This window comes from Streptomyces sp. NPDC033131 (assembly GCF_055578365.1).
Window position 1 is genome coordinate 40,392 of the sequence record NZ_JBVIPA010000045.1, and the last position, 20,521, is coordinate 60,912.

At 68.2% G+C, this 20,521-nt stretch carries 20 protein-coding genes and 3 pseudogenes; 12 read left to right on the forward strand and 11 right to left on the reverse strand.

What is annotated here, in order from left to right; all coding sequences use genetic code 11:
• Nucleotides 1-5: 5 nt before the first annotated feature.
• Together ACZ5XS_RS38195 and ACZ5XS_RS38200 are read right to left on the reverse strand one after the other, a co-directional pair.
• Nucleotides 6-1,526 carry an aldehyde dehydrogenase family protein gene (locus tag ACZ5XS_RS38195; protein WP_468659306.1) on the reverse strand — a complete coding sequence of 507 codons (1,521 nt, stop codon included), beginning with the start codon at nucleotides 1,524-1,526 and terminating at the stop codon, nucleotides 6-8.
• Between the two features lie 581 nt (nucleotides 1,527-2,107).
• Nucleotides 2,108-3,595, reverse strand: a complete 1,488-nt coding sequence (locus ACZ5XS_RS38200; RefSeq protein WP_468659307.1) for a carotenoid oxygenase family protein — start codon at nucleotides 3,593-3,595, stop codon at nucleotides 2,108-2,110.
• 145 nt (nucleotides 3,596-3,740) lie between these two features.
• On the opposite strand from ACZ5XS_RS38200, the gene ACZ5XS_RS38205 reads away from it, so the two are divergent.
• The 3 genes from ACZ5XS_RS38205 to ACZ5XS_RS38215 all read left to right on the forward strand — a co-directional run bounded on the left by ACZ5XS_RS38205 (nucleotide 3,741) and on the right by ACZ5XS_RS38215 (nucleotide 6,463).
• The gene (locus ACZ5XS_RS38205) at nucleotides 3,741-4,289 is read left to right on the forward strand and encodes a MarR family winged helix-turn-helix transcriptional regulator (RefSeq protein ID WP_468659309.1); all 549 of its coding nucleotides are present in this window, start codon (nucleotides 3,741-3,743) and stop codon (nucleotides 4,287-4,289) included.
• 133 nt (nucleotides 4,290-4,422) lie between these two features.
• Nucleotides 4,423-5,325 (forward strand): LysR family transcriptional regulator, encoded by a 903-nt coding sequence (locus tag ACZ5XS_RS38210; RefSeq protein ID WP_468659311.1) that lies wholly within the window; start codon nucleotides 4,423-4,425, stop codon nucleotides 5,323-5,325.
• 166 nt (nucleotides 5,326-5,491) lie between these two features.
• Nucleotides 5,492-6,463: a DoxX family protein gene (locus ACZ5XS_RS38215; RefSeq protein ID WP_468659313.1), complete on the forward strand. Its 972-nt coding sequence runs from the start codon at nucleotides 5,492-5,494 to the stop codon at nucleotides 6,461-6,463.
• A gap of 361 nt (nucleotides 6,464-6,824) precedes the next feature.
• On the opposite strand, the gene ACZ5XS_RS38220 is transcribed toward ACZ5XS_RS38215, so the two are convergent.
• The 3 genes and pseudogenes from ACZ5XS_RS38220 to ACZ5XS_RS38230 all read right to left on the reverse strand — a co-directional run bounded on the left by ACZ5XS_RS38220 (nucleotide 6,825) and on the right by ACZ5XS_RS38230 (nucleotide 7,754).
• Nucleotides 6,825-7,259 (reverse strand): LLM class oxidoreductase, encoded by a 435-nt coding sequence (locus tag ACZ5XS_RS38220; RefSeq protein ID WP_468659315.1) that lies wholly within the window; start codon nucleotides 7,257-7,259, stop codon nucleotides 6,825-6,827.
• Nucleotides 7,260-7,347: 88 nt separating this feature from the next.
• Nucleotides 7,348-7,605 (reverse strand): annotated as a pseudogene (locus ACZ5XS_RS38225) (LLM class flavin-dependent oxidoreductase); the annotation flags it as partial.
• An 8-nt stretch (nucleotides 7,606-7,613) separates the two neighbouring features.
• Complete coding sequence (locus ACZ5XS_RS38230) at nucleotides 7,614-7,754, reverse strand: hypothetical protein (protein ID WP_468659350.1); 141 nt, start codon at nucleotides 7,752-7,754, stop codon at nucleotides 7,614-7,616.
• 52 nt (nucleotides 7,755-7,806) lie between these two features.
• On the opposite strand from ACZ5XS_RS38230, the pseudogene ACZ5XS_RS38235 reads away from it, so the two are divergent.
• A pseudogene (locus tag ACZ5XS_RS38235) lies at nucleotides 7,807-8,061 on the forward strand (integrase core domain-containing protein); the annotation flags it as partial.
• On the opposite strand, the gene ACZ5XS_RS38240 reads toward ACZ5XS_RS38235, so the two are convergent.
• A complete protein-coding gene (locus ACZ5XS_RS38240; RefSeq protein WP_468659317.1) occupies nucleotides 7,950-8,459 on the reverse strand; it encodes an IclR family transcriptional regulator in 510 nt (169 codons plus the stop codon). The pseudogene ACZ5XS_RS38235 and the gene ACZ5XS_RS38240 sit on opposite strands and share 112 nt — an antisense overlap.
• A 216-nt stretch (nucleotides 8,460-8,675) precedes the next feature.
• Between ACZ5XS_RS38240 and ACZ5XS_RS38245 the strand changes: the two genes are divergently transcribed.
• Nucleotides 8,676-8,855, forward strand: coding sequence for a hypothetical protein (locus ACZ5XS_RS38245; RefSeq protein ID WP_468659321.1), 180 nt, complete (start codon nucleotides 8,676-8,678; stop codon nucleotides 8,853-8,855).
• Between the two features lie 53 nt (nucleotides 8,856-8,908).
• Here the strand turns inward: ACZ5XS_RS38245 and ACZ5XS_RS38250 are convergent, their stop codons facing one another.
• The 5 genes from ACZ5XS_RS38250 to ACZ5XS_RS38270 form a co-directional block, all read right to left on the reverse strand.
• Nucleotides 8,909-9,598, reverse strand: coding sequence for a GntR family transcriptional regulator (locus ACZ5XS_RS38250; protein ID WP_468659324.1), 690 nt, complete (start codon nucleotides 9,596-9,598; stop codon nucleotides 8,909-8,911).
• The gene (locus ACZ5XS_RS38255) at nucleotides 9,577-11,022 is read right to left on the reverse strand and encodes a fumarylacetoacetate hydrolase family protein (RefSeq protein WP_468659346.1); all 1,446 of its coding nucleotides are present in this window, start codon (nucleotides 11,020-11,022) and stop codon (nucleotides 9,577-9,579) included. The genes ACZ5XS_RS38250 and ACZ5XS_RS38255 overlap by 22 nt, the downstream gene beginning before the upstream one ends.
• Nucleotides 11,023-11,027: 5 nt before the next feature.
• Nucleotides 11,028-11,759, reverse strand: a complete 732-nt coding sequence (locus tag ACZ5XS_RS38260; RefSeq protein WP_468659326.1) for an HpcH/HpaI aldolase family protein — start codon at nucleotides 11,757-11,759, stop codon at nucleotides 11,028-11,030.
• A 50-nt stretch (nucleotides 11,760-11,809) separates the two neighbouring features.
• Nucleotides 11,810-12,595: a 2-oxo-hept-4-ene-1,7-dioate hydratase gene (gene hpaH / locus ACZ5XS_RS38265; protein WP_468659328.1), complete on the reverse strand. Its 786-nt coding sequence runs from the start codon at nucleotides 12,593-12,595 to the stop codon at nucleotides 11,810-11,812.
• 274 nt (nucleotides 12,596-12,869) lie between these two features.
• On the reverse strand, nucleotides 12,870-13,805 hold the full coding sequence (locus tag ACZ5XS_RS38270) for an aldehyde dehydrogenase family protein (RefSeq protein ID WP_468659330.1): 936 nt from the start codon (nucleotides 13,803-13,805) through the stop codon (nucleotides 12,870-12,872).
• A gap of 437 nt (nucleotides 13,806-14,242) precedes the next feature.
• Between ACZ5XS_RS38270 and ACZ5XS_RS38275 the strand changes: the two genes are divergently transcribed.
• From ACZ5XS_RS38275 to ACZ5XS_RS38305, 7 genes and pseudogenes are all read left to right on the forward strand, one after another.
• The gene (locus tag ACZ5XS_RS38275; protein ID WP_468659332.1) at nucleotides 14,243-14,533 is read left to right on the forward strand and encodes a hypothetical protein; all 291 of its coding nucleotides are present in this window, start codon (nucleotides 14,243-14,245) and stop codon (nucleotides 14,531-14,533) included.
• Entirely contained in the window at nucleotides 14,530-15,279 is a 750-nt protein-coding gene (locus ACZ5XS_RS38280) for an alpha/beta fold hydrolase (protein WP_468659334.1), read from the forward strand. The genes ACZ5XS_RS38275 and ACZ5XS_RS38280 overlap by 4 nt, the downstream gene beginning before the upstream one ends.
• Nucleotides 15,276-15,560, forward strand: a complete 285-nt coding sequence (locus ACZ5XS_RS38285; protein ID WP_468659336.1) for a hypothetical protein — start codon at nucleotides 15,276-15,278, stop codon at nucleotides 15,558-15,560. The genes ACZ5XS_RS38280 and ACZ5XS_RS38285 overlap by 4 nt, the downstream gene beginning before the upstream one ends.
• Nucleotides 15,548-16,363: a DODA-type extradiol aromatic ring-opening family dioxygenase gene (locus ACZ5XS_RS38290; RefSeq protein WP_468659338.1), complete on the forward strand. Its 816-nt coding sequence runs from the start codon at nucleotides 15,548-15,550 to the stop codon at nucleotides 16,361-16,363. The genes ACZ5XS_RS38285 and ACZ5XS_RS38290 overlap by 13 nt, the downstream gene beginning before the upstream one ends.
• Before the next feature lie 854 nt (nucleotides 16,364-17,217).
• Nucleotides 17,218-18,051 (forward strand): IclR family transcriptional regulator, encoded by an 834-nt coding sequence (locus tag ACZ5XS_RS38295; RefSeq protein WP_468659340.1) that lies wholly within the window; start codon nucleotides 17,218-17,220, stop codon nucleotides 18,049-18,051.
• 1,292 nt (nucleotides 18,052-19,343) lie between these two features.
• Complete coding sequence (locus tag ACZ5XS_RS38300) at nucleotides 19,344-20,222, forward strand: LysR family transcriptional regulator (protein ID WP_468659342.1); 879 nt, start codon at nucleotides 19,344-19,346, stop codon at nucleotides 20,220-20,222.
• 21 nt (nucleotides 20,223-20,243) lie between these two features.
• A pseudogene (locus ACZ5XS_RS38305) lies at nucleotides 20,244-20,417 on the forward strand (IS5/IS1182 family transposase); the annotation flags it as partial.
• Between the last annotated feature and the right edge of the window lie 104 nt (nucleotides 20,418-20,521).

Here is a 20,521-nt window from a genome sequence, read left to right on the forward strand (position 1 = left end):
CCTTCCTAGATCGGGTAGTGGCGCGGCTGCTGGGAGACGGTGACCCAGCGCAGATCGGTGAACTCGTGCAATGCCGCGCGCGCGCCGAAGCGGCCCCAGCCGCTGTCGCCGACGCCGCCGAAGGGCATCAGCACCTCGTCGTGAACGGTGGCGCCGTTGATGTGGACGACGCCGGTGTGCAGCCTTCCGGCCACGGACGTAGCACGGGATTCGTCCTTGCCGAACACTGCGCTGGACAGGCCGTAGGGGGTGTCGTTCGCGATGCGGACGGCGTCGTCCACGCCGTCCGCGACGACCACACTCACCACGGGGCCGAACGACTCCTCGTGGTACAGACGCATCTCGGGGGTGACGCCGGTGACGACGGTGGGCTGGTGGACCAGGCCGTCGAAGCCGCCACCGGACGCGATCAGCGCACCGCGCTGCACCGCGTCGTCCAGGAGTGCGCGCAGGTGGGCGAGGGACCGGCGGTTGATGACGGGGCCGACCTGGGTGTCCGGGTTCCTCGGGTCGCCGGTGACCAGGGCCTTGGCACGGGCGGCCAGTCGCTCGGTGAAGGCACCGGCCACGGACCGGTCGACGACGATCCGCTCGGTCGACATGCAGATCTGGCCCTGGTACATGAAGGCACCGAAGGAGGCCGCGCCCGCGGCGGCGTCGAGATCCGCGTCGTCGAGGACGATCAGCGGCGCCTTGCCGCCCAGTTCCAGCAGCGTCCGCTTGAAGTGGGTGGCCGCCTTCTGGGCGATGATCCGGCCGACCCGGGTGGAGCCGGTGAAGTTCACGGCGCCGACGCTCGGGTGGACGACCAGCTCTTCGACGATCTCGGCGGCGTCCTCGGGGGCGTTGGTGATCAGGTTCACCACGCCGTCGGGCATGCCGGCGTCACGCAGGACGGCGACGATCGCGCCGTGTGTACGGGGCGACTCCTCGGATCCCTTGAGGACGACGGTGTTGCCGTAGGCCAGGGCCCACGCGATGGCGCGGACACCGAGGATGAGCGGGGCGTTCCACGGCGCGATGCCCACGACCACACCCACGGGCTGGCGCACGGCCGTGGCCCGCAGCCCGGGGACGTCGGAGGGCAGCACCTCGCCGATCAGGCCGTAGGCCTGCACGGCTGCCTCGCGCATGATTCCGACGGCGACGTGGACGTTGAAGTGGCCCCAGGAGGCCGCGGCGCCGTTCTCCTCGGTCATGGTGGCGGCGATCGAGGGAGCGCGTTCCTCCAGCAGGTCCGCCGCGCGCGACAGGATCGCTCGCCGTTCGGCGGGAGATGTGTGCGACCAGCTGTCGAACGCCGCGCGGGCCGCCTCCACCGCTGCGGCGGCATCGGCCCGCGACGCCGCCGCGACGGGTCCCAGCGGCTCCTCGGTGATGGGGCTGAGGGTGAAGGTCGTGCGGCCGCCCTCGGCCGCCCTCCACCGGCCGCCGATCAGCAGCCGTTGGGTGCCGTCGTCCGGCTCCGACGCGACCGCGGCCGGGGTGACGGCTTGAAGTTGGGGGTGGTTGCTCATGGTGTCCATCGGTGCTACTGCTCCTTGATGGTGGTGGGTTGCGAGGGCCGCGACCGTGTCGGGACGAGGCCGTATTCGACCGAGAATTACGGGCCGCAGACGCCGGCGGGACGGCCCGGGCCGTCGGCCGTGCGGGAGATGAAGGTGCGGACCGCAGACGACGTGACCGCGAAGAGCGGTGTCCGAGTCGAGGTGGTCGCCGTCCTCGCCGAAGATGCGCGTGGTCGGCGACTGGTATCCGAAGGCGTCCACCTTCGAGTGGATCAGGGCGGGCCGCCACGGCCGGCGCACCGGTGGCGGCCGGCATCCTGCCGACCGGCCCGTCACGCGGGATGAGGTTCACGGCCAAGAACGCGGAACCGGTTCCTCACAGGCGCGCACGCAAGCGGCCCCGCGGGTAATGCTCGGGTGCGGCGGGTCCTGGACCGCGTGGAGACGGTCGTCGCCGTCCCGCCAGAGTGAAGTCGGCTCCCGCGATGGGGGCGCATGTGGTGTCCGGGACGCGGCCGTCAACACCGGCCGACGGCCACGCCGGACGCCCGCGGACGATGGACCTGGCTGTCAGCTCAGTTGGTGCCTCCTGCTGGAGGTCAGCCGGCCTGGACGAGGTGCTCGGGGACCCAGGTCCCGTGGATGCCGGCGCGCAGGCGGAGGGGGAGGTGGAGGGTGGCCACGGGACCGGCGGCCAGATCGGCGGTGTCGAGGATGAACAGGTCGTTCAGCATCGTGGTCCAGTTGTTGGCCAGGGCCAGGAGATAACCGTCGCCTTCAGGGGCGTCGTCGCCGCGGGGCACGAAGACCGGCTCCTGGAAGGTGAAGTTCTCGGGCGCGACGTACTGGCCGGTGGCCTGCTGCTTGTCGAAGTCATAGCGGATGATCGTGTTGAGGGACTGTATGCCGTCAGCGCTCTTGTACTCGTCACCGATGACACGCGCCCCCGTGAACCCGATGCGGTGCCGGCCCGTTTCCACCCGGTCGTCGATGAGCGGGAATTCGGCGAACTCCGGCTGAAGTACGTGCTCTTCGAAGCCCTTGCCGTCGTCGGCCGCGTAGTCGGCCGTCCAGCGGGTGATCCTGGACACGCCCTTGGTGACGTCATATGGGACCGTGTCGGGGTACAGGAACGGGGCCGGCTGAGCCTCTGCGACACAGCCGTCGATGTGGATCGTGGTGCCTTCGTTGTAGGCGTTGAAGAAGTGGTAGGTGAACCGGGCCGGGCCGCGGTACCAGCGGATCTGGTCCGCGGTGCCGTAGCGCGGCATCACTCCCAGGCAGGTTTCCTTGGACGGGTCCCACTGCCAGTGCGGCCCGCCCGCCTTGATCCGGTCGAGGTCGGCGGCGTTGGGCATCACCGGGAAGATCACATAGTCCTGGGTGACGACGAAGTCGTGGATCATGCTGGTGTACGGGGCCTGGAACCACACCTCGTGCAGGACCTTGCCGTGGGCGTCGAGGACGTAGTACGCGATGTCCCGGCTGGCCAGGCCCTTCGCCTCGAACCCGAAGGCGAACATCTCACCTGTCACGGGATCGACGCGGGGGTGGGCGGTGAAGGTCGGACTGCTGACCCCACCGTCGAAGTCCCATTCCCCGCAGGTCTCCAGGGAGTCGGTGTCGAGTCGCGTGGGGCGGGCGTCCTCCTTCAGGACCAGGAGCTTCCCGGCGTGGAAGACGACGCTGGTGTTCGCCGCCCCCCGGTTCTTGCCCGCCACGGTGACATGGTCGGTGTAGGGGTTGCGGTAGGCGCCGAACAGCGAACGGCGGGCGGCGCGTTCCAGCTTCAGCTTCTCGGTCTGCACGTAGCGGCTGCGGTAGTCGACGTGGCCGTCGGCGAAGGTGAACATGCGCAGCATGCCGTCGCCGTTGAAGGGGAGGTCGTCGCCGGTGCGGTTGGGGAAGGCCGGGTCGGGAGCGATCTGGTAGTAGCGGCCGCGCAGGTCGCGGGGGATCTCCCCGTCGGCCTCGATCTCGAAGATGTCGGCCTCGACGCGCGAGGGGGTCGACCAGCCTGAGTACACCGGCTGGTCGGGGAACCGCATGCCCGTGCGGCTGGGGGAGGGCGTGGACGACGCTGTCATGGAAGACCTCCGGGGAGATTGCTAGGCTTCTAGCGACTTGGTGCAGTAGAAGGCTCCCGAAACCGATATGTCAAGACACTGGCGGGCAGGAAATGAACTGTGAGTCCCTTGTGAGGGCGCTGATGACGAAGGCGGGGTGGTCTCCGTGACACAAGATCCGGCCCCGCGGAACCACGGCGAACGTCTGGCCGCCGCCTCCGGCTTCGACCTGCCCGACGCCGACCCGCACCTGGCTTCCGCGTCCGTGGGCTTCAACCTCGTCCGGGTCGCCAAGAAGCTCGAACGCGACATCGAAACCAACTTCGCCCGCCCCGCCGGGCTGACCTTCGCCGGCTTCCGGCTGATGAGCACGCTCAAGTACGAAGGTCCGACGTCCCCCCGCAGACTCGCCGACCTGCTGAGCATCTCCACCGCGAGCGTCACCTCGGCACTGCACACCCTGGAACGGGCCGGCCTCCTCACCCGAACACCCCAGCCCGACGACGGACGCATGCTCATCGTCACCCTCACCGAGCAGGGCGAGACCGTCATCGACGAGTTCCTGCACTGGTGGACGTCGAACCGCGAGAAGAGCTGGCTGGAACACCTGACCCCCGACGAGGAGTTCACCCTCGCCCGCCTGCTCGCCAAGGTCTCCCGACACGAGCCCCAGCCGCTCGCCGAACGACAGCGACGGCTCGTTCCTCCGCGCTGACCGGCCCGGTGCCCTGCAGGCCTTGGGAACGGGGAACGGGTGCCCTTCGGTCAGGCACTCATTGACTGATAAGTGAACGCGATAGTGCCGCCAGGAATATCGGCGGAGCTGATGATTGGATACGATGCCTGCCGTGAGCCGAAACTTGGATTTCAACCTGCTGAGAGCCCTGCAGGCCTTGCTGGAAGAGCGCAGCGTGACGCGCGCCGCCGGGCGGCTCGATCTCAGCCAGCCGGCCGTAAGTGGCGCCCTGAGCAAACTGCGCCGCCACTACCACGACGAGCTGCTCATCCGGGTCGGCAACACATACCAGCTCACCCCGCTGGCCCACCAGCTGCTGAAACACGTGGCAGGCGCGGTGGCGATGGCAGACAGGGTCTTCTCTCTGCAGGCCGACTTCGACCCGGCGTCCTCCGAGCGCGCTTTCACCGTGGCCGTCTCCGACTACATCGCTACCCTGCTGGGCCAGTCCCTCTCCCAGCTGTTCCGCGACCGCGCCCCCCGAGCGCAGCTGTACCTGCAGCAGCTGACCCCGGATGTCACGGACCGGGCACCGGAGTCGTTGCGCTCCCTGGACGCCGTCGTGCTGCCGCACGGCGTTTTGACCGACGTGCCCTACCAGGACTTGCTGCGCGACGAGTGGGTCTGCGTCACCGCCCGGGACAACACCGCCGTAGGTGAGGAGCTGACGGTGGAAGACCTCAACGAGCTGCCGTGGGTGTTCACCTACCGCCGTCCGGGTGCCCTGACCACCGCCACGCAGGAACTGCGCAGCCATGGCGTTGAGCCGCGGCCGCAGATCGTCCTCGACAGCTTCACCGCACTGCCCTCGTTCCTGATCGGCACCAACCGGATCGCGCTCGTCCAGCGTCGCCTCGCCGAGAGCGCACCCGTGCGTGTTCTGCGCTGTCCCGTTCCTCTGTCGCCCCTGCTGCTGGCCCTGTGGTGGCACCCCTCGCACACCGCCGACGCGGGCCACCAATGGCTGCGCAAGCTCTTCGCCGACGCGGAGGCCGCCGCCGGCCACCAGGCGTGAAGCACATCCGTGCGGTCGATGCGCTCATCGCAAACTGTGATGAACCAAGCGGTTCCCTCCCACGCGGCTCGTCCTCCACAGTGACGGGGCACACCCCGAGCCGAACAGTTGACCTGTTCTGGTGTTGACAGGGGTTCCCTTCCCTTCTACCGCCTGGAGTCGCGCCGTGCCGCATGCCCGCTTCACCCTCCCCACCGCGCTGGGCCTGCCCGAGCTTCGCTCGTCGGGCTCCGTAGCTTCCCTCGTCGCCCGCCTGGCCGCCGGAGTGATCATCCTCGCCCATGGCCTGGACAAGCTCGTCGACCCCCAGGCATTCCTGGTGATAATGCGCGACTACCTCGGCTTCGCCGCACCCGGGCCACTGGGCTGGATGGTCATCGTGGGTGAACCCCTCGCCGGCCTGGCGCTTATCGTGGGTCTGTTCTCGCGCGCCGTAGCCATCGTGATGACCTTCCAGATCGGGATGGCCATCGCCATGGTCGCCCGTTTGACCGGCTTCATGACCCCGCACGACGGGAGCCAGGTCCAGGCCCTGGGCGCCGGGTACGAGTTCCACATCCTGCTCATCGCTGCGCTCTTCATGGTGATGTCGACCGGCCCTGGCCCCGTGTCCCTCGACCGCCTCCTCGGTCTGGAGCCCGCTCCTGGGACAAAGCGTCGGCTCAGCCCCGCGCAGGTCGCCGCCACCTATGCGCTGGCCTGCGCGGCGGTGTGCACGATCGTGGCAAGCCTGGTGGGCGGGCCCCTCATCGGAATGCCGTCGGGGGAGGGTGGCAACGCCCTCCGCCACGCGTTGACCGGCCTGGTCGCCGGACTGCTGGCCGGCTTCACCGCCCTGTTCGTCCACCAGGTGCTCGCCGCCCGGAAGGCGACAGACACCACGCGGGCGAGCCGGCTGCCCGCCGCAGTGAAGGCCGCACTCGCCGGCGGCATCCCGGGGGCCGTCATGAGCGGCCTGGTCAATTACCTGGTCGTCGGCATGCCCACCGCCTCGGACCAGAACACGGCGAACCTCGCCATCACCGCGCTGGTCAGCAGCTTCCTCGCCGCCTTCGGCGGAGTCCTCTCCCACCAGCGCGCCACAGCGCGCGCCGCAGCACCCGCCGCGGCGCCCGCCACAGTGGGCGCCGCAGTGTAGCCGGGGTACGGCGACGGACCGGGCCCCGACCGCCCGCAACGAAGCACGCTGCCACCGCAGACAGGTGTCCTTGGTGCTCTGGGACGACTGCGAGCTGCTGAAATGCGAGAAGGTACGTGACCGTCCCCGACGTCAGCGATGACCATCCGCACATCAGAGGTGGGGAATCTGCCCGGCGCCTGCCCACGAATGTGGGCAGGCGCCGGGACCTCGCCGAAGTGCGCCGCCGTCCACTTCGTGATCCCTGCTCCTCCAGTACGTCCCTGATGAACGTCGGCGAGTCCGACGGGGACAGCGCCAGATCCCGGAGCCGATCGTAGGACTCCGCGTGGACCACGGGCCTGGCGCCCCCCGATGCCAGTCAGGAGCCCAACACGGCCGGGGCCAGGCGCGCGTAATGGTCCGTCACGGCCACCAGGTCTCGGGCCGGTGCCGAGATCACGACATGGTCGGCGCCGGCGTCGAGATATTCGTTGACGCGCTTGGCGATCACGGTCTCGTCGCCGTAGACGGCCAGAGCATCGAGCACCCGGTCGTCCAGGCTTGTGACCTCTTCCTCGGTGAAGCCCAGCCGGCCGAGACTGTGCACGTACTGTGATTCGGCGCGTTTGATGATGGCCCGCACGATCGTGCGGGCGATGTCCCGCGCACGCTGCCGATCGGTGTCGGGCACGGTCGCCAGCATATGGATCAGCAGCTTGTCCGGACCGAGGGTCTCCCTGGCGGCGGCGATCTGTTCGGGCGGTACCGCCGCGGGCAGCGCGCCATCGGCGCGCTCGCCGGCCAGCGCGAGCATCTTTCGGCCCCACCGCCGTCAGTAGCCGGGGGTACCGCGCGTCCGGAGGCGGTGCGATGGTCAAGGGCGGCGCCTCCATCTGGTCGAGGTAGCCGCGCAGTTGAGCCAGCGGCCGATCGTAACGCAGGCCGACCGCGGCCGCCTGATCCGCTTTGCCGGTTCCGATGCCGAGCACGAAACGCCCGGGACAGCCGTCGGCCAGCACGGCCGCGGCGCCGTGCATGGTTCGCCCGGGTCGTGCCCACATGTTGGCGATGCCGGAACCGACCACGATGCGCTCGGTCGACGCGAGCCAGATGCCGAGCTGCGCGAAGACGTACTTGCCGCCGATGGCGCGTTCGTCCACGCCGAGCCTCAGCCCAACTCTTCGATCCTGGCCAGCATCTGCCGCTGGACCTCCGCAGGCGGCAGGGGACCGCCGAGGCGGGTGTCGAGGTATATACGGAGGCGGCCGAGGCGTTGGCGGGTGGAGTGGATCACGTCGGTTGCGGTCATGTCACCTTCTACGGGAAAGGGCGTAATCGCTTCCCATTGGTCCTATGAGACACGCACCCGGCCCTACCGGCCACAGACCAGCGGCAAGGTCGAATGCTTCGACCGCACCCTGCTCGACGCGTGGGCCTACGCCCGCCCGTACCGCTCAGAGACCGAACGACGTGAAGCGTTCCCCGGCTGGCCGCACACCTGCAGTCACCACCGCGGACACAGTGCGCGCGGGGCCAGCCGATCTCGTACTTCTCCCGGGGTGAACGGCCTGGCCAGGGCCGCGTTCACGTCGGCGGCCGGGCGGCCGTCCGGGTAGCGGATGGCGACGGCCACGCCGCGCAGGCCCTGGGCGAGTTCGCCGTCGTTCACGGCGTAGCCGCTTCTGCGGATCTTCGTGATGAGGGACCGCAGCTGTTCGGGATCGGTGACCGTCCGCTCGGTCCGGGAGACGAGATCGGCCGTCGCGAGGAAGGCGTCGAGTTCCTCCGCGGGCAGTTGCGCGAGCATCACGCGTCCCAGGGAGGTGCAGAACGCCGGAAGTCGGCTGCCGACCTGCAGTCGGATTTCGAGCAGGCCGGGACCGCGAAACCGCATGACGTAGACGATGTCGTGACCGTCCGGGATCGCCATGTTGACGGTTTCGTTCAGCTCGGCCTGGAGCCCGAGGAGCGTGGGACCGGAACCCTTCTGGTGCGTCGACTCACCGCTCACCATCAGTCACCCCTCACGAGTGATCCCGGGCGGCCCGCCAAGGGGCAGCAACCGCCCGTCGTTCCGGGTGTCCTGATCCGGGACACCTGGGTCCATGACCCCGGGAGCGGCGACCTTACGACCCTCCGTCGCCTGGTCCGCGGAACACTGTCGGTCCTCACGACCCACCCGCTCGACGACGAGGAAGGCCTTGCCGGTCTGCTCGCCAGGAGCGTCCCGATGCTCCACCGCTTCCTTCACCTCGACGACCTCTTGGCTCCGGAGATCGCCGCGAGGCTGGACATCTCGCGCGACGAGTGCTGGGTCGTACGCCCTCACGGGCACATTGCCGCCATCCTCGACCGGGCCGACAGCGACGGAATCGTGGGTGCCGCGGAACGGGTCCTCGGACGGTGCTGACACACGAGCACCGGGCGGCCTGTGACCAGGCCGGGTAGCGACACACTGCTGGATTACTGGGTGCGCCCCTGGCCTGACCGACGCCCCTCCTCATGGGCGAGGACGGCGTCGAGGGTGTTGGACCGGTGATGGCGGGCGGCGAGCTCGATCGTGAGAGGGTCACTGTCTGTTTCGAGGAGACAGAGGAGCTCCTCATGCTCCCTGACCGAGTCATGGGCCCGGCCGGGCACGAAACCGAAGACGGAGTCGCGTAGCAGGGACAGCCGCTTCCAGCCTCGGTGGACCAGATCGAGCAGGTAGGGGTTCGGGCATTTCTCGAACAGCAGCTCGTGGAACTCGGTGTTGAGCCGGGTGAACCGGTCCGGGTCGAACTCCTTGAGGGTCTCGCGGAGTTGCTCGTTGATCGCCCGGGCCCGGGCGATCTGATCGGCGTCGAGGGCCGGCGCCGCGAGCGCGGTGGCCGCTCCTTCGACAAGGGCGAGTGTCTGCATGGTGTGGGCGTATTCCTGCTCGTGCAGGAAGGCGACCTGGGCACCGACGTTGCGCTCGAAAGTGACCATTTGCTCGGCCTCCAGGAGCCGGACGGCCTCGCGGACGGGCACCGCGCTGACCCCGACTTCCTTGGCGATGCGGTCGAGGACCAACCGATGGCCAGGCGAGTACCGGCCGTCCTCGATCCGGGCCCGGATGAAGCGATAGGCCTTTTCGGTCTTGCTCTCGCTCATCGCGGCGCCTTTCGCCATGCGTCGTAGCGTGCACGCCAGGTGGCGTCCGGAGGGAATAGACCGTCTACCGGATGCCCCTCGGCGACCCGTTCCGCGACCCAGCTGTCCTGTGCCTCCTGCTCGGCGGCGGCGACGGCCACTTCCCCGACCAGGTGGCGGGGTATGACGACCACGCCGTCGTCGTCACCGACGACCACGTCGCCCGGCTGGACGGCCGAACCACCGCACGTGATGGTCGTGTCAACCTCCCACGGCACGTGCCGGCGACCGAGCACGGAGGGATGCGCGGCCTGGACGAAGGCCGGTATGCCGATGTCCATGACCGCGACCGCGTCACGCACCGCTCCGTCGCTGACGATGCCTGCCGCCCCCAGCGTCCTCGCCCGCAGCGCCAGGACGTCGCCGACCGTACCGGCCGAGGCGTCGCCGCGGGCCTCGATCACAAGTACATCACCCGGCCGGAGCGAGTCGAAGGCTCGCTTCTGGGCGTTGTGACCACTGCCGAACTGGTCGAACAGGTCGGGCCGATGTGCGATGAAACGCAGGGTGCGCGCCTGCCCCACCATCCGCGTGCCCGGCTTCAGCGGGTGCACCCCGTCGATCGAGGAGTTCGGGTAGCCACGCTTGCGCAGCTCGGCGCTGATCGTGGCGACCGCCGTCCCGGCAAGCAGGGCACGCACGTCGTCCGTGAGTACGGCAGGCGTGGTGACCGCGACACCGGCGCGCTCGGCGTCACCCCATGCTCTGATCCGTTGGGTGTCGTCGACCTCCGGCTGGGCGCTGTACTCGGGGAAGGGAGCCGTCCCCTGGGTGACGCGGGTGGTGAGCCGCCCGGTGCTGGGCGTGCCCGGTGCGGTCGGGGCGTCGACCTCCACCTCCACCACGTCGCCGGGAACGGCCACGGAGGCGCCCGCCGGAGTTCCGGTGAGAATGATGTCGCCGGGCTCCAGCGTCATCAGTTGGGACAGGTCCGCTACCAGGATGCCGAACGGGAACAGCAGTCCGTCTGTGGTGTCCTCCTGGACGAGCTCCCCGTTGACCCACGTACGCAACCGCAGCGCGGCCGGATCGAGTCCTGACGCCGGGATGAGGTCCGGTCCGAGCGGGGTGAACCCGTCACCCCCCTTGGATCGCACGTTGGAACCCCTGTCGGCCGTCCACAGGTCATGGACCCCGAAGTCGTTCGCGGCGGTCACCGAGGCCACGGCGGCCCAGCCCTGATCGGGCGGGACCCGGCGCACCCGCTCACCGATGACCAGGGCGATCTCCCCCTCATAGGCCAGCAGTTCGGTGCCGGCCGGCCGCTCCAGCGCGTCCCCGCTCGCGGCCACCGAGCTGGAGGGTTTGAGGAAGTACGACGGCTTGGCCGGCTTCCGGCCGCGCTGTGCGACGCGTGAGGCGTAGTTCAGGTGGACAGCGATGATCTTTCCCGGGCGCTGCATCCTGGTCACGGGACCTCCTCGGGGTCGGGCCGGGGGATGAATTCTGCGGCGAGGCGCTCACTGCCCCGCGCCAGGAGCTGGACATCCGCGCCCACGCAGACGAAGTCCGCACCCGCCTCCAAGTAGCGCCGGGCGAGGGCGGGAGCGAAGGCATTGAGACCGACCACGGCCTCGGCGCGGGCGGCCGCGTCGACGCAGTGCAGTACCGCCGCCACCACGTCCGGATGGTCCTGCTGCCCGAGCAGGCCCATCGACGCGGCCAGATCCGAGGGGCCGACGAAGATGCCGTCAATACCCGTAGTGGCCAGGATCGCGTCGACATTGCCGACGGCTTCGGCGCTCTCGATCTGGACGTAGACCGAGAGCGTCTCGCCGGCCCGGCGCAGGTAATCCTCCACGCGGTTCCAACGGGAACCGCGTGCGAGGGCACTGCCCACGCCACGGACACCGGCCGGCGGGTAGGCGACGGCCCTGGCGACTGCCGCGGCCTGCGCCGGCGTGTCCACCATCGGTATCAGCAGGTTCTGTACGCCGAGATCGAGGTACTGCTTGATCAGGACGGGGTCGGCGACAGGAGGCCGTACCAGCGGGATCGCCGGACAGCCGTGGATCGCCTGCAACTGCGCGAGAAGCGACTCCAGACCGTTCGGGCTGTGCTCGGCGTCGACCAGCAGCCAGTCCACGCCGCTGCCGGCGCAGATCTCCGCGACCAGCGGGCTGCCGCTGCAGACCCACATGCCGACGAGCGGCCGGTCGCTCCCTGCGAGCGCGTCCCGGAGTGTGCGATCTAGGTGAAGCGGCATGTGACAGCCCCCAAGGTTCCGTAGTCCGCGTGGACGGTGTCGCCCCGCTCGACCCACATCGGTCGCGTGAAGGACCCCGCCAGGACGATCTGGCCGGCCTCAAGGGCCCCGCTGTGCCGAGCAAGCTTGTTGGCCAGCCAGGCCACGCCGTTCGCGGGATGATTGAGGACGCCGCCCGCAAGACCTGTCTCCTCGACACTCTGATTGCGGTACAGCATCGCCCCTGCCCAGCGGAGGTCGACTTCGCTGACCCCCACTGGCCGGCCGCCCAGGACCATGGCGCCCATCGCGGCGTTGTCGCTGATCGTGTCCACGATCGTCCGACCCTGGAGTTCGATGTGGGAGTTGAGGATTTCAAGGGCCGGCACGACGTACTTCGTCGCGGCGAGCACGTCGAAGAGCGTGCAGCCGGGCCCTTCCAGCGATCGGTCGAGTATGAATGCCAGTTCGACTTCGATCCGCACGTTCGAGTAGGCGTCGAAGGGAACTGTGGCTCCGTTCTCGAAGACCATGTCGTCGAGGATGACGCCGTAGTCGGGCTCGGTGATGCCGGTCGCGGCCTGCATCGCTTTTGAGGTCAGGCCGATCTTGCGCCCCACGACCCGCCGCCCCGCTGTGACGCGTTGTCGCGCCCACGCCGCCTGGACCGCGTAGGCGTCCTCCACCGTCATGCCGGGATATCGCGCCGTCAGGAGGGGCACGACAGCGCGGGTGCGGTCGGCGTCGAGGAGTTCCTGGACGATCCGCTCGATCTGTGCGGGATCCAGCATCGGCTACCCCTTGCTCATAGGAGAACCGGCCTGCTCGCGGCGAGGACCGGCGGCGATTCGTTGCGGCCCGACGATTGCATCGGCGGCGCGCGGAACGCGGGCGGGAACCGCGCGTCCGCTCGCATGCCCGGACACAGCAAATCATATATGATTTTATATATCACTAGCGATGCGATGACAACTAGACGCCCGACGAGCACTACTTGCCCACTACCGCGAATGGCGTTCGGCCCCAACACGGAAGCACAGGTCGCGGATGCCTCGGCGCTGCGGGTCAACCGAGCGTCCGGCTGGTGGCCACCGTGACATGGTGGTGCTCACCGGGCCCTACGAGTGGAGCGTGCCTGTCCAGTCCAGCCGGAACAGAATCGGGCTCGCTGGTCCGCGAAGGCACGGCGAAGCCATCCACCAAGCGCCTTAACCGGGTGTCGACGACGGCAACGGTGAGCAGGCGCGGGGCCCGCACCGGGCCGGAGCCGGTGAAGGAGGCCTTGCGGACGCCGCTGTGGCGCACCAGGGCCTGACCGGCGTCCGCCCGCCGGTAAGGACGTTGACCACGCCCGGTGGGATGCCGGCCTCCAGCCAGCCGCACCAGCCCCACCGAGTTCGGAGGAGTCTGCTCCGCCGGCTTGAGGACGACCGTGTTCCCGGTGGCCAGGGCGGGCGCGACCTTCCAGGCACCGAGCACGAAAGGGAAATTCCACGGAGTGATGAGGGCGCAGACTCCGAGCGACACGTGTTGGGATCGAGACCGGGACTGTGGAGTCCTCGATCTTCGTGCACCGGCCCGCTTAGTACCGGAATATCTCGGCCGGGAAACCCGATGTTGGCCGTCGTCGAGATGCTGAGCGGCTGGCCCTGGTCCGTCGTCTCGAGCCGGGCCAGTTAGGGGTCCTTTCACTATGAGCGTCCGATCAGGTCGCGTGGTCTGGTGCCGTGCATCGCAAGGCGCCGGAGCGGCCGCGATGGGGGTCCCCCCGCGCGAGGTTGTTCGAGTGTGGGGGAGGAGCCACGTGGGCGTTTCGGCAACGCGGCGAGGTGCGGTGCCAGACCACGCGACCCGGACGGGCATAGTGAAAGGACCCCTTAGTCGAAGTGCTGGTCGATCAGATCCGCGATCCGCCACAGATGTCTTCCCGAGCCGCAGGCTTGAGCTCGCTCCAGGCCGGGTCGACGAACGCGTTGGCCGCCTCGACCGCTGCGTCGACATCCTCCGGGCCCGCGTCGGCTACGTGCCAATGGGCCGCGCGGTAGCCGTATCAACCGTCGTTACGCGACGGCCCGACCGAGCGGGCACCCACTTCCCACCGATGAGCCTCAACCGCGTGGCACACCCTCGCCAGAAACGGCTGCCAGACGACTGCACGCGGACGTCCCGCCCCACGACGGACGCCTCACCTCCGCGTACTCACTTACGCCGACGCCCGTGCGCGCATGTTCATTGAATGGCAACGCTGCCTTGGAGATTGTCGAGCGGGAGGCGCAAGATGCCTGTGCCCGGCTGCCCTGTCGAGGCGGCGGAGCCCAATCCGCGGACGAGTATGCGAAAGCGACTCGACAGTGTCACGAACGGCTCGAACGGTGGGTTCGCAGGGCCTTGGCAATGATCGCGGCGAGGCAGCAACGTTCAGAGGGAGCGAGATGAGCATGCAACTGCGACGCTACGAGGTCGCGGCGGGCGGTATCGACGACGTGGTGAAGTTCTTCCACGCAATCGCCCCAGTACGGGAGAAGTACGGATTCACGATCGAGTTCGCCGTGGCCGACCGCGCCAACAACGAATTCATCTGGGCCTTGAGTCATCCCGACTGGGAGAACGCCTCCGCCCGGTTCGAGCAGTCCCCCGAACGGACGGCGGTCTTGGAACAGCACCGCAGTCCGGTCGTCCGGCGCCATCTCGCCATGGTCGAGCCGATCGGACGGGTGTCGGCGTCATGAGGGGGTCGACGACCTTCGTCCTGGTCCACGGAGCCTGGCACGGTGGCTGGTGCTGGTCGAGGGTGGCTCAGCGGCTGACGGCGCTGGGGCACCGTGTATTCACGCCGACGCTGACCGGTCTGGGCGAACGCAGTCATCTGCTGAGCAGGGAGATCGATCTCGACACGCACATCTCCGACGTCGTCAACGTGCTGCGCTGGGAGTCCCTCGACGATGTCGTCCTGGTCTCCCACTCCTACGGGGGTTGGGTGGCGTCGGGAGTACTCGAACGCACGACGGCGGTTCGCGCGTCGGTCTACGTGGACTGCTACCTCCCGCAGGACGGTGAGCTGCTGCTCGACCACGGGGCGAACGACGCGAAGAAGTCGGTCGACCATGCGCTCGCGACGGGACAACTGGGCCGGCCGGCTCCACCCGCGTCGTTCTTCGGGGTCCGGGATGCCGCAGACCGGGAGTGGGTCGACTCCCTCCTCACGCCGCAACCGGTCGGCCCTTCACTCACCCCGATCAGGCTCACCGGAGCGCGCGACCGAGTGCCCGTGAAGGCCTTTGTACGGGCGCCGTCGTATAACAAGCCCAGCTTCGACAGGGTGTGGGACAGCCTGGCGGGTGACCGTGACTGGACCCGGCACGAAGTCCCGGGAGGCCATGACGTCATGGTCGACGAACCGGACCTGCTTGTCGACATCCTCCTCAAGACGGCCCAGACCGACCCGACGACGCGGCATTCCAAGGTGATCCGGTGACGGCCTACACCCTGCAACGGGCCATTTTCGACTTCCTGAGAGCCCGTGAGAACGGCTTGCAGGCCGACCGCTTGGACATGGCACACGACCTTTCGCCGGAGGAAACAGCGGCGCTGCGCGACTGCGATCTCGTGGCACTCGTCGAACTCGGTGTCCATCGGGTACTGGCGAGTGGGTTCGCTCGCGAGAACGGTGTCCGGCGTGAGGACTACCGGAATGTGTTCAAGAGCAGCCGCGAGACGGCTGCCTCCCCGGAAAGGTCCCTCCCATGGCGTCCATAGTCGCGCGGGTCTGCGCATCGCACGCCCCGATGATGCTGGCCGAAGCCGACCAGGCGAATCAGGGTAAGAGGACTCGGTTCATGAATGCGCTCGACTCGGTCGGCGGGCGTATCCGCGACACGGGGGCCGAGGCGATGGTGGTGGTCTCCAACGAGCACTTCACCAACTTCTTCCTGGAAAACATGCCGCAGTTGTGTGTGGGGCTCGGGCCGGAACACATCGCGCCCGTGGAGCGGTGGCTCGGCCTCGAACCGGGAACCGTGCCCGGATCACCCGCCCTCGGCCGGCAGCTGACGGAGTCGCTGGTCTCCGACTTCGATGTCGCGTTCTCCGAGCAGCTCAGGCTCGACCACGGCGTTATCAGTGTCTATGCGAAACTCAGTCCGGGCATGGGGCTTCCGCTTGTCCCCATACTGCAGAACTGTGCGGTGAGTCCGATGCCGACGCTGCGGAGGTGTTTCGACTTCGGAGTGGCGCTCCGCAAGGCAATCGAGGCTTCGACCGCTGTCGAGCGTGTGGCCGTCGTGGCGACCGGCGGTTTGTCGCACTGGGTGGGCCACAGCCGCTCCGGCGAGATCAACTCGGAGTTCGATCTATGGTTCCTGGACCGTTTCAAGCGCAAGGAGTTCGAGGAGATCTTCCGCCTCTCCGACGACGACATCGAAGAGGCCGGCAACGGTGCGCATGAGATACGAAGCTGGCTGACGCTGGCCGGCCTCTCCGAGGACAGTCCGGTTGAGGTACGCGCATATGAACCCGTTACCGAATGGCTCGTCGGGATGGCCGTCGCCGAATTCGTCTGATCGGCTCACCGCAGGCATGCCGGTACATCTCGCGGAGAGCGATCGGCGAACCGTCCGTCAGGAGCAGCACGTAACGGCCCACATGGGGCCCGATCGTCGGAAGAACCCGACGATCGGGCCCCATCATGTCCGCCACGGATCGAGGCGAGCTCGCAGAACACTCGACGTGACGGAACCGCGTGAGTTCCGAACCCCTACCTGATCGTTTCAGAATGATCTCCGGAGCGGGTCGAGGCGGATTATGCTGGCCGCCAGTTCCAGCAGTCCCTGGTCGAGGTCAGCTCTGAGCTCGTAGCGGGGGCTTGGCCTTGGATGTTGGACACCAGAGACACTCGGACCTTGATGGTCTTGGTGGAGTCCCGCACCGATGGTGATGAAGCACTACCCGCCGGAGTTCAAGGCGGTCGCGGTCGCGTTGTACGAGTCGCGGCCGGGAGCGACGGTCAAGAACTCGTCGGCATGCCCACTGGCGAAGCGACCGTCAACATCACCCGTAGCCGGCTCGGACGCCTCACCCGCCAAGGCTTCCTCACCCAGCCCGGACGAGGCCGCCGCACCAAGCTGCCGCATGCAAGCGCGGCTCGGATTCCGGTCATCACGCTGCTGGCCGTCCCTGCGGATGGGCCCGCTCGGAGGCGGCACGGCAGGCGGGGATCAGAAGGGGCAGGCAGAGATTCGCTCTGGGCGGTGACCTCCACTGCGGGTCTGATTCTAGTGAAGTCCGTGATGACGCGGCGCTGAACGGCTTGTACGATATAGATCAGAAGTAACGGCAACGTTACGAGTCCAAACCGCGCGTCGGCGATCGCAGACGCACGACGTCATTCCTCCCGCGCCCGCCGTATCCTCCATCGGTGGCGGTCAGGCAGGCTGTTCCACCGCGTCCCGAAATCGGGGGATCCATGACCGGTAAGCGGCAGGAGCCGGGGCGATCGGTTACGAGCAAGCTCTTCGCGGTCCTCGAAGCATTTGATGATCTGCATACAACGCTCAACCTGACCGGGGTCCAGGCGCGCACCGGGTTGCCGATGTCGACAACGCTGCGCCTGCTACGCGAACTCGTCGAGGTCGGCGCGCTCGAGCAGGACCAGCGTGGGTACTACGGCATCGGTCTGCGGCTGTGGGAGCGCGCCGCGCTGGCCGGCCGGGCCCGGCGGCTGCGAGAGGCGGCCCTGCCGATCATGCACGACCTGAGCTCGGCGACCGGCGGCCATGCCATACTCGCTGTCCCCGGTGGAACCGCCGTCGTTGTACTTGATCTCATTGCCGGGTCAGGCGCGGGCCGAATCAAGGCACGACTTGCAGGTCGCCTCCCTTACCATGCGACGGCGATCGGCCGGGTCCTTCTGGCAGCCATGCCGCCGTCCGAGGCCGTCGACCTACTGACGTCCGGACTGGACCCTTTGACGCCTTACACAACCTTCCTGCCCGGCGCGGTCTTGCGTGAATGCGAGAAGGCCCGGAAGGCCGGATACGCGGTCGTGCGCCAAGAGATCCAGCTGGGGCGCGATGGCCTCGCCGTACCCGTCGTTGAGCACGACATCGTGGTTGCTGCCCTCGGCGTCAGCTGCTACACCCGGCGGTTTTCGGAGCAGACAGTACTGCCGAGGGTTCGCGAGGCGGCTCGCATGATCGGCGCGACGCTCGATGACCAGAGCACGCTCGAGCGCAGGAGTTGGGCTGGCTAGTTCTAGACCAGTCCAGGGTCTGTTGCGAAGGTGGATCCTGAGTAATCGGGTGCTGTGGAGCCGGACGGACTGACATACTCCGCGCCGTGAGGACTGACCACAACTCCGGCCCGACTCTGATCATCGGCGAGCGCGACACCGACCTCAACGACCGATTGACCGAAGAACTCGGCTGAACTGGTCGGCGGGCTGGCCGCGTGGACTTGGGGCTGCCCTCTGCGGCATCGAACTGCTGTGGGTTCGCGAGGACAGCCGCAAGAACGGGTGGGGTAGCAGGGTTGGTCGGGCGACCGCCGCGGGTCCGAGTTTCATGCGGTTGTGCGGTTGCGGACCTGGTCGGCATTCTCCGGGTGCAGCCCATCCCGCGTCTGCGCCGGTAGGCCCGGTTCGCGCGGGAGCCGTAGGCCCTGTCCGTGCGGACCTCGTCCGGCTTGGTCCGTGGCCGGCCCGGGCCGATGCGGGGCACCCGGATGCCTTCCAGGACCGGCAGGGACCGCGGGCCGGCGTGCCGCTGCCCCGGCGGTGACCAGCAGCGACAGAGGTTTTCGGCCCTGCTCCACGGCCAGGTGCAGCTTGGTGGGCAGCCCGCCGCGCGACCGTCCGAGGCCGTGGTCGTCGAGCTAGGTGCAGACGCCGCCGGGAGCTCCGTATGGAGTGCCCTGAACTGCATCGATCACGCCGCCGGTGTCGGACGGTGCGTCATCCTTCGTCCCAGGTGACCGGGAGGGTCGTATGGCCGCGGGTCACCCACCCGTTCCAGCTCTCGCTCCGTCGGGCATCTGTTCGGAGGCCCGGGAGGGCTTCGTAGAGCAGCGGCACGGCAATCTCACCGATCGAGATTCGCGCGGCCCAGTGACCTGCGCACAGATGCACGCCGCTGCCGAAGCCGAGGTGGGGGCGCGTAGTGCACGATCAGACCTGGCAATCGGGTATGTCGACGTGAATCTCCGCCAGTTCCGCCGTGACGGCGAGCTGGCACCCCAGCCGGCTCCGGTCGTGGCGTGGAGCGGCGGTGCAGTCGAGCATCTCGCCCTCGTCGCCGCCGATCGGCGGAAGCCGCGGAAGGTGATCGGCCCGGACGTATACATGGCATGTCGTCGGTGTCACCGGCGCCGCGGTGGAAGTAGACGATCTGGCGTTCTCCTCGCTCTGTGCCCGTCCGGCGCCCCCACTGTCCAAGCCACGCGAGCTTCCATAAAGAAGAGGTTAATCAACGCTGTGATGAGAAAAACTCACGTATGGCCTATATTCGCGACATGGTCGGAGTCGTATCGCGACTGACGCTGCGTCAGTTGGAGTACCTCGTCGCAGTCGCCGAGCTCGGAACGATGGCCGCTGCGGCCGAGCGACTTCGGGTGTCGCAGTCGGCCGTCTCCTTGGCCATCGCCGACCTGGAGCGCGTGGTGGGAGTACAACTCTTCATGCGCCGGAAAGCACGGGGAGTGACGCTGACGGAAGCCGCGCAGCGCATCCTGCCGGAGGCCCGCAATCTGCTCGCCCATGCCGCGGAGGTGCAATCCATTGCGCAGAGCCTCGGCCACTCGGTGGACGGGACCCTTGTGCTCGGCTGCTACCCGGCCCTGACACCGTTTCTCCTCCCCAGGGTCCTGAGCTTGTTTCCGCGCCGGTACCCATCCGTCGATGTCGAGCTCTTCGAGGGCTCGGTCGGCGAGCTGCAGCAGCGGTTGCTCGACGGAACGTGCGAGGTGGCTTTCATGTACGACCTCGGCATCGCCCCCACCGTCACGACCCGCCTCCTGTACTCGCTGCGCCCCTACGTCCTTCTTCCGGCCGATCATCGGCTCGCGGCCGACGCCGGCCCGATCGCGCTCTCCCAGCTGCGACATCAGCCGATGGTGATGCTGGACGTGCCCGCGAGCGCGACGCTGGTCCGCGAGGTGTTGGAGACCGCTGGCGTGGATCCCGAGGTGAGGTTCACGACCGTCAGCTTCGAGTCCGTGCGCTCACTGGTCGCGAGTGGCGCCGGCTACTCCATGCTGCTCCAGCGGCCGCCCTCGCCCACCACCTACGCCGGCCCACCAGTCGTGCAACGGGAGATCCTCGACGACGTGCGCACCGTAGACGTCGTCCTCGCCCGAGCACAAAAGGCCCGCCCGACGCGCCGCGCTCGGGCGTTCCTGGAGTTCGCTCACGAGGCGCTGCGGTCATAGAGGTTGTCCCGTAACTGCTGTGTGAGTGGTGTGATCACGGCGTCGGAGTCGTCCTGGACAGCCCCGTTCACCGGGCTGAGCCCGCGGCGGCTCGGCAAGCTGATCACCGCGCTGCGGCGTGAGGAAGCTGACCCGGTCCGCAGGGGCCGGCCGCGGTCAATGCCGCTGGAGGATCGGGTCCTGCTGGTGGCGGCTTAGGGGTCCTTGCACTATGCCCGTCCGGGTCGCGTGGTCTGGCACCGCACCTCGCCGCGTTGCCGAAACGCCCACGTGGCTCCTCCCCCACGCTCGAACAACCT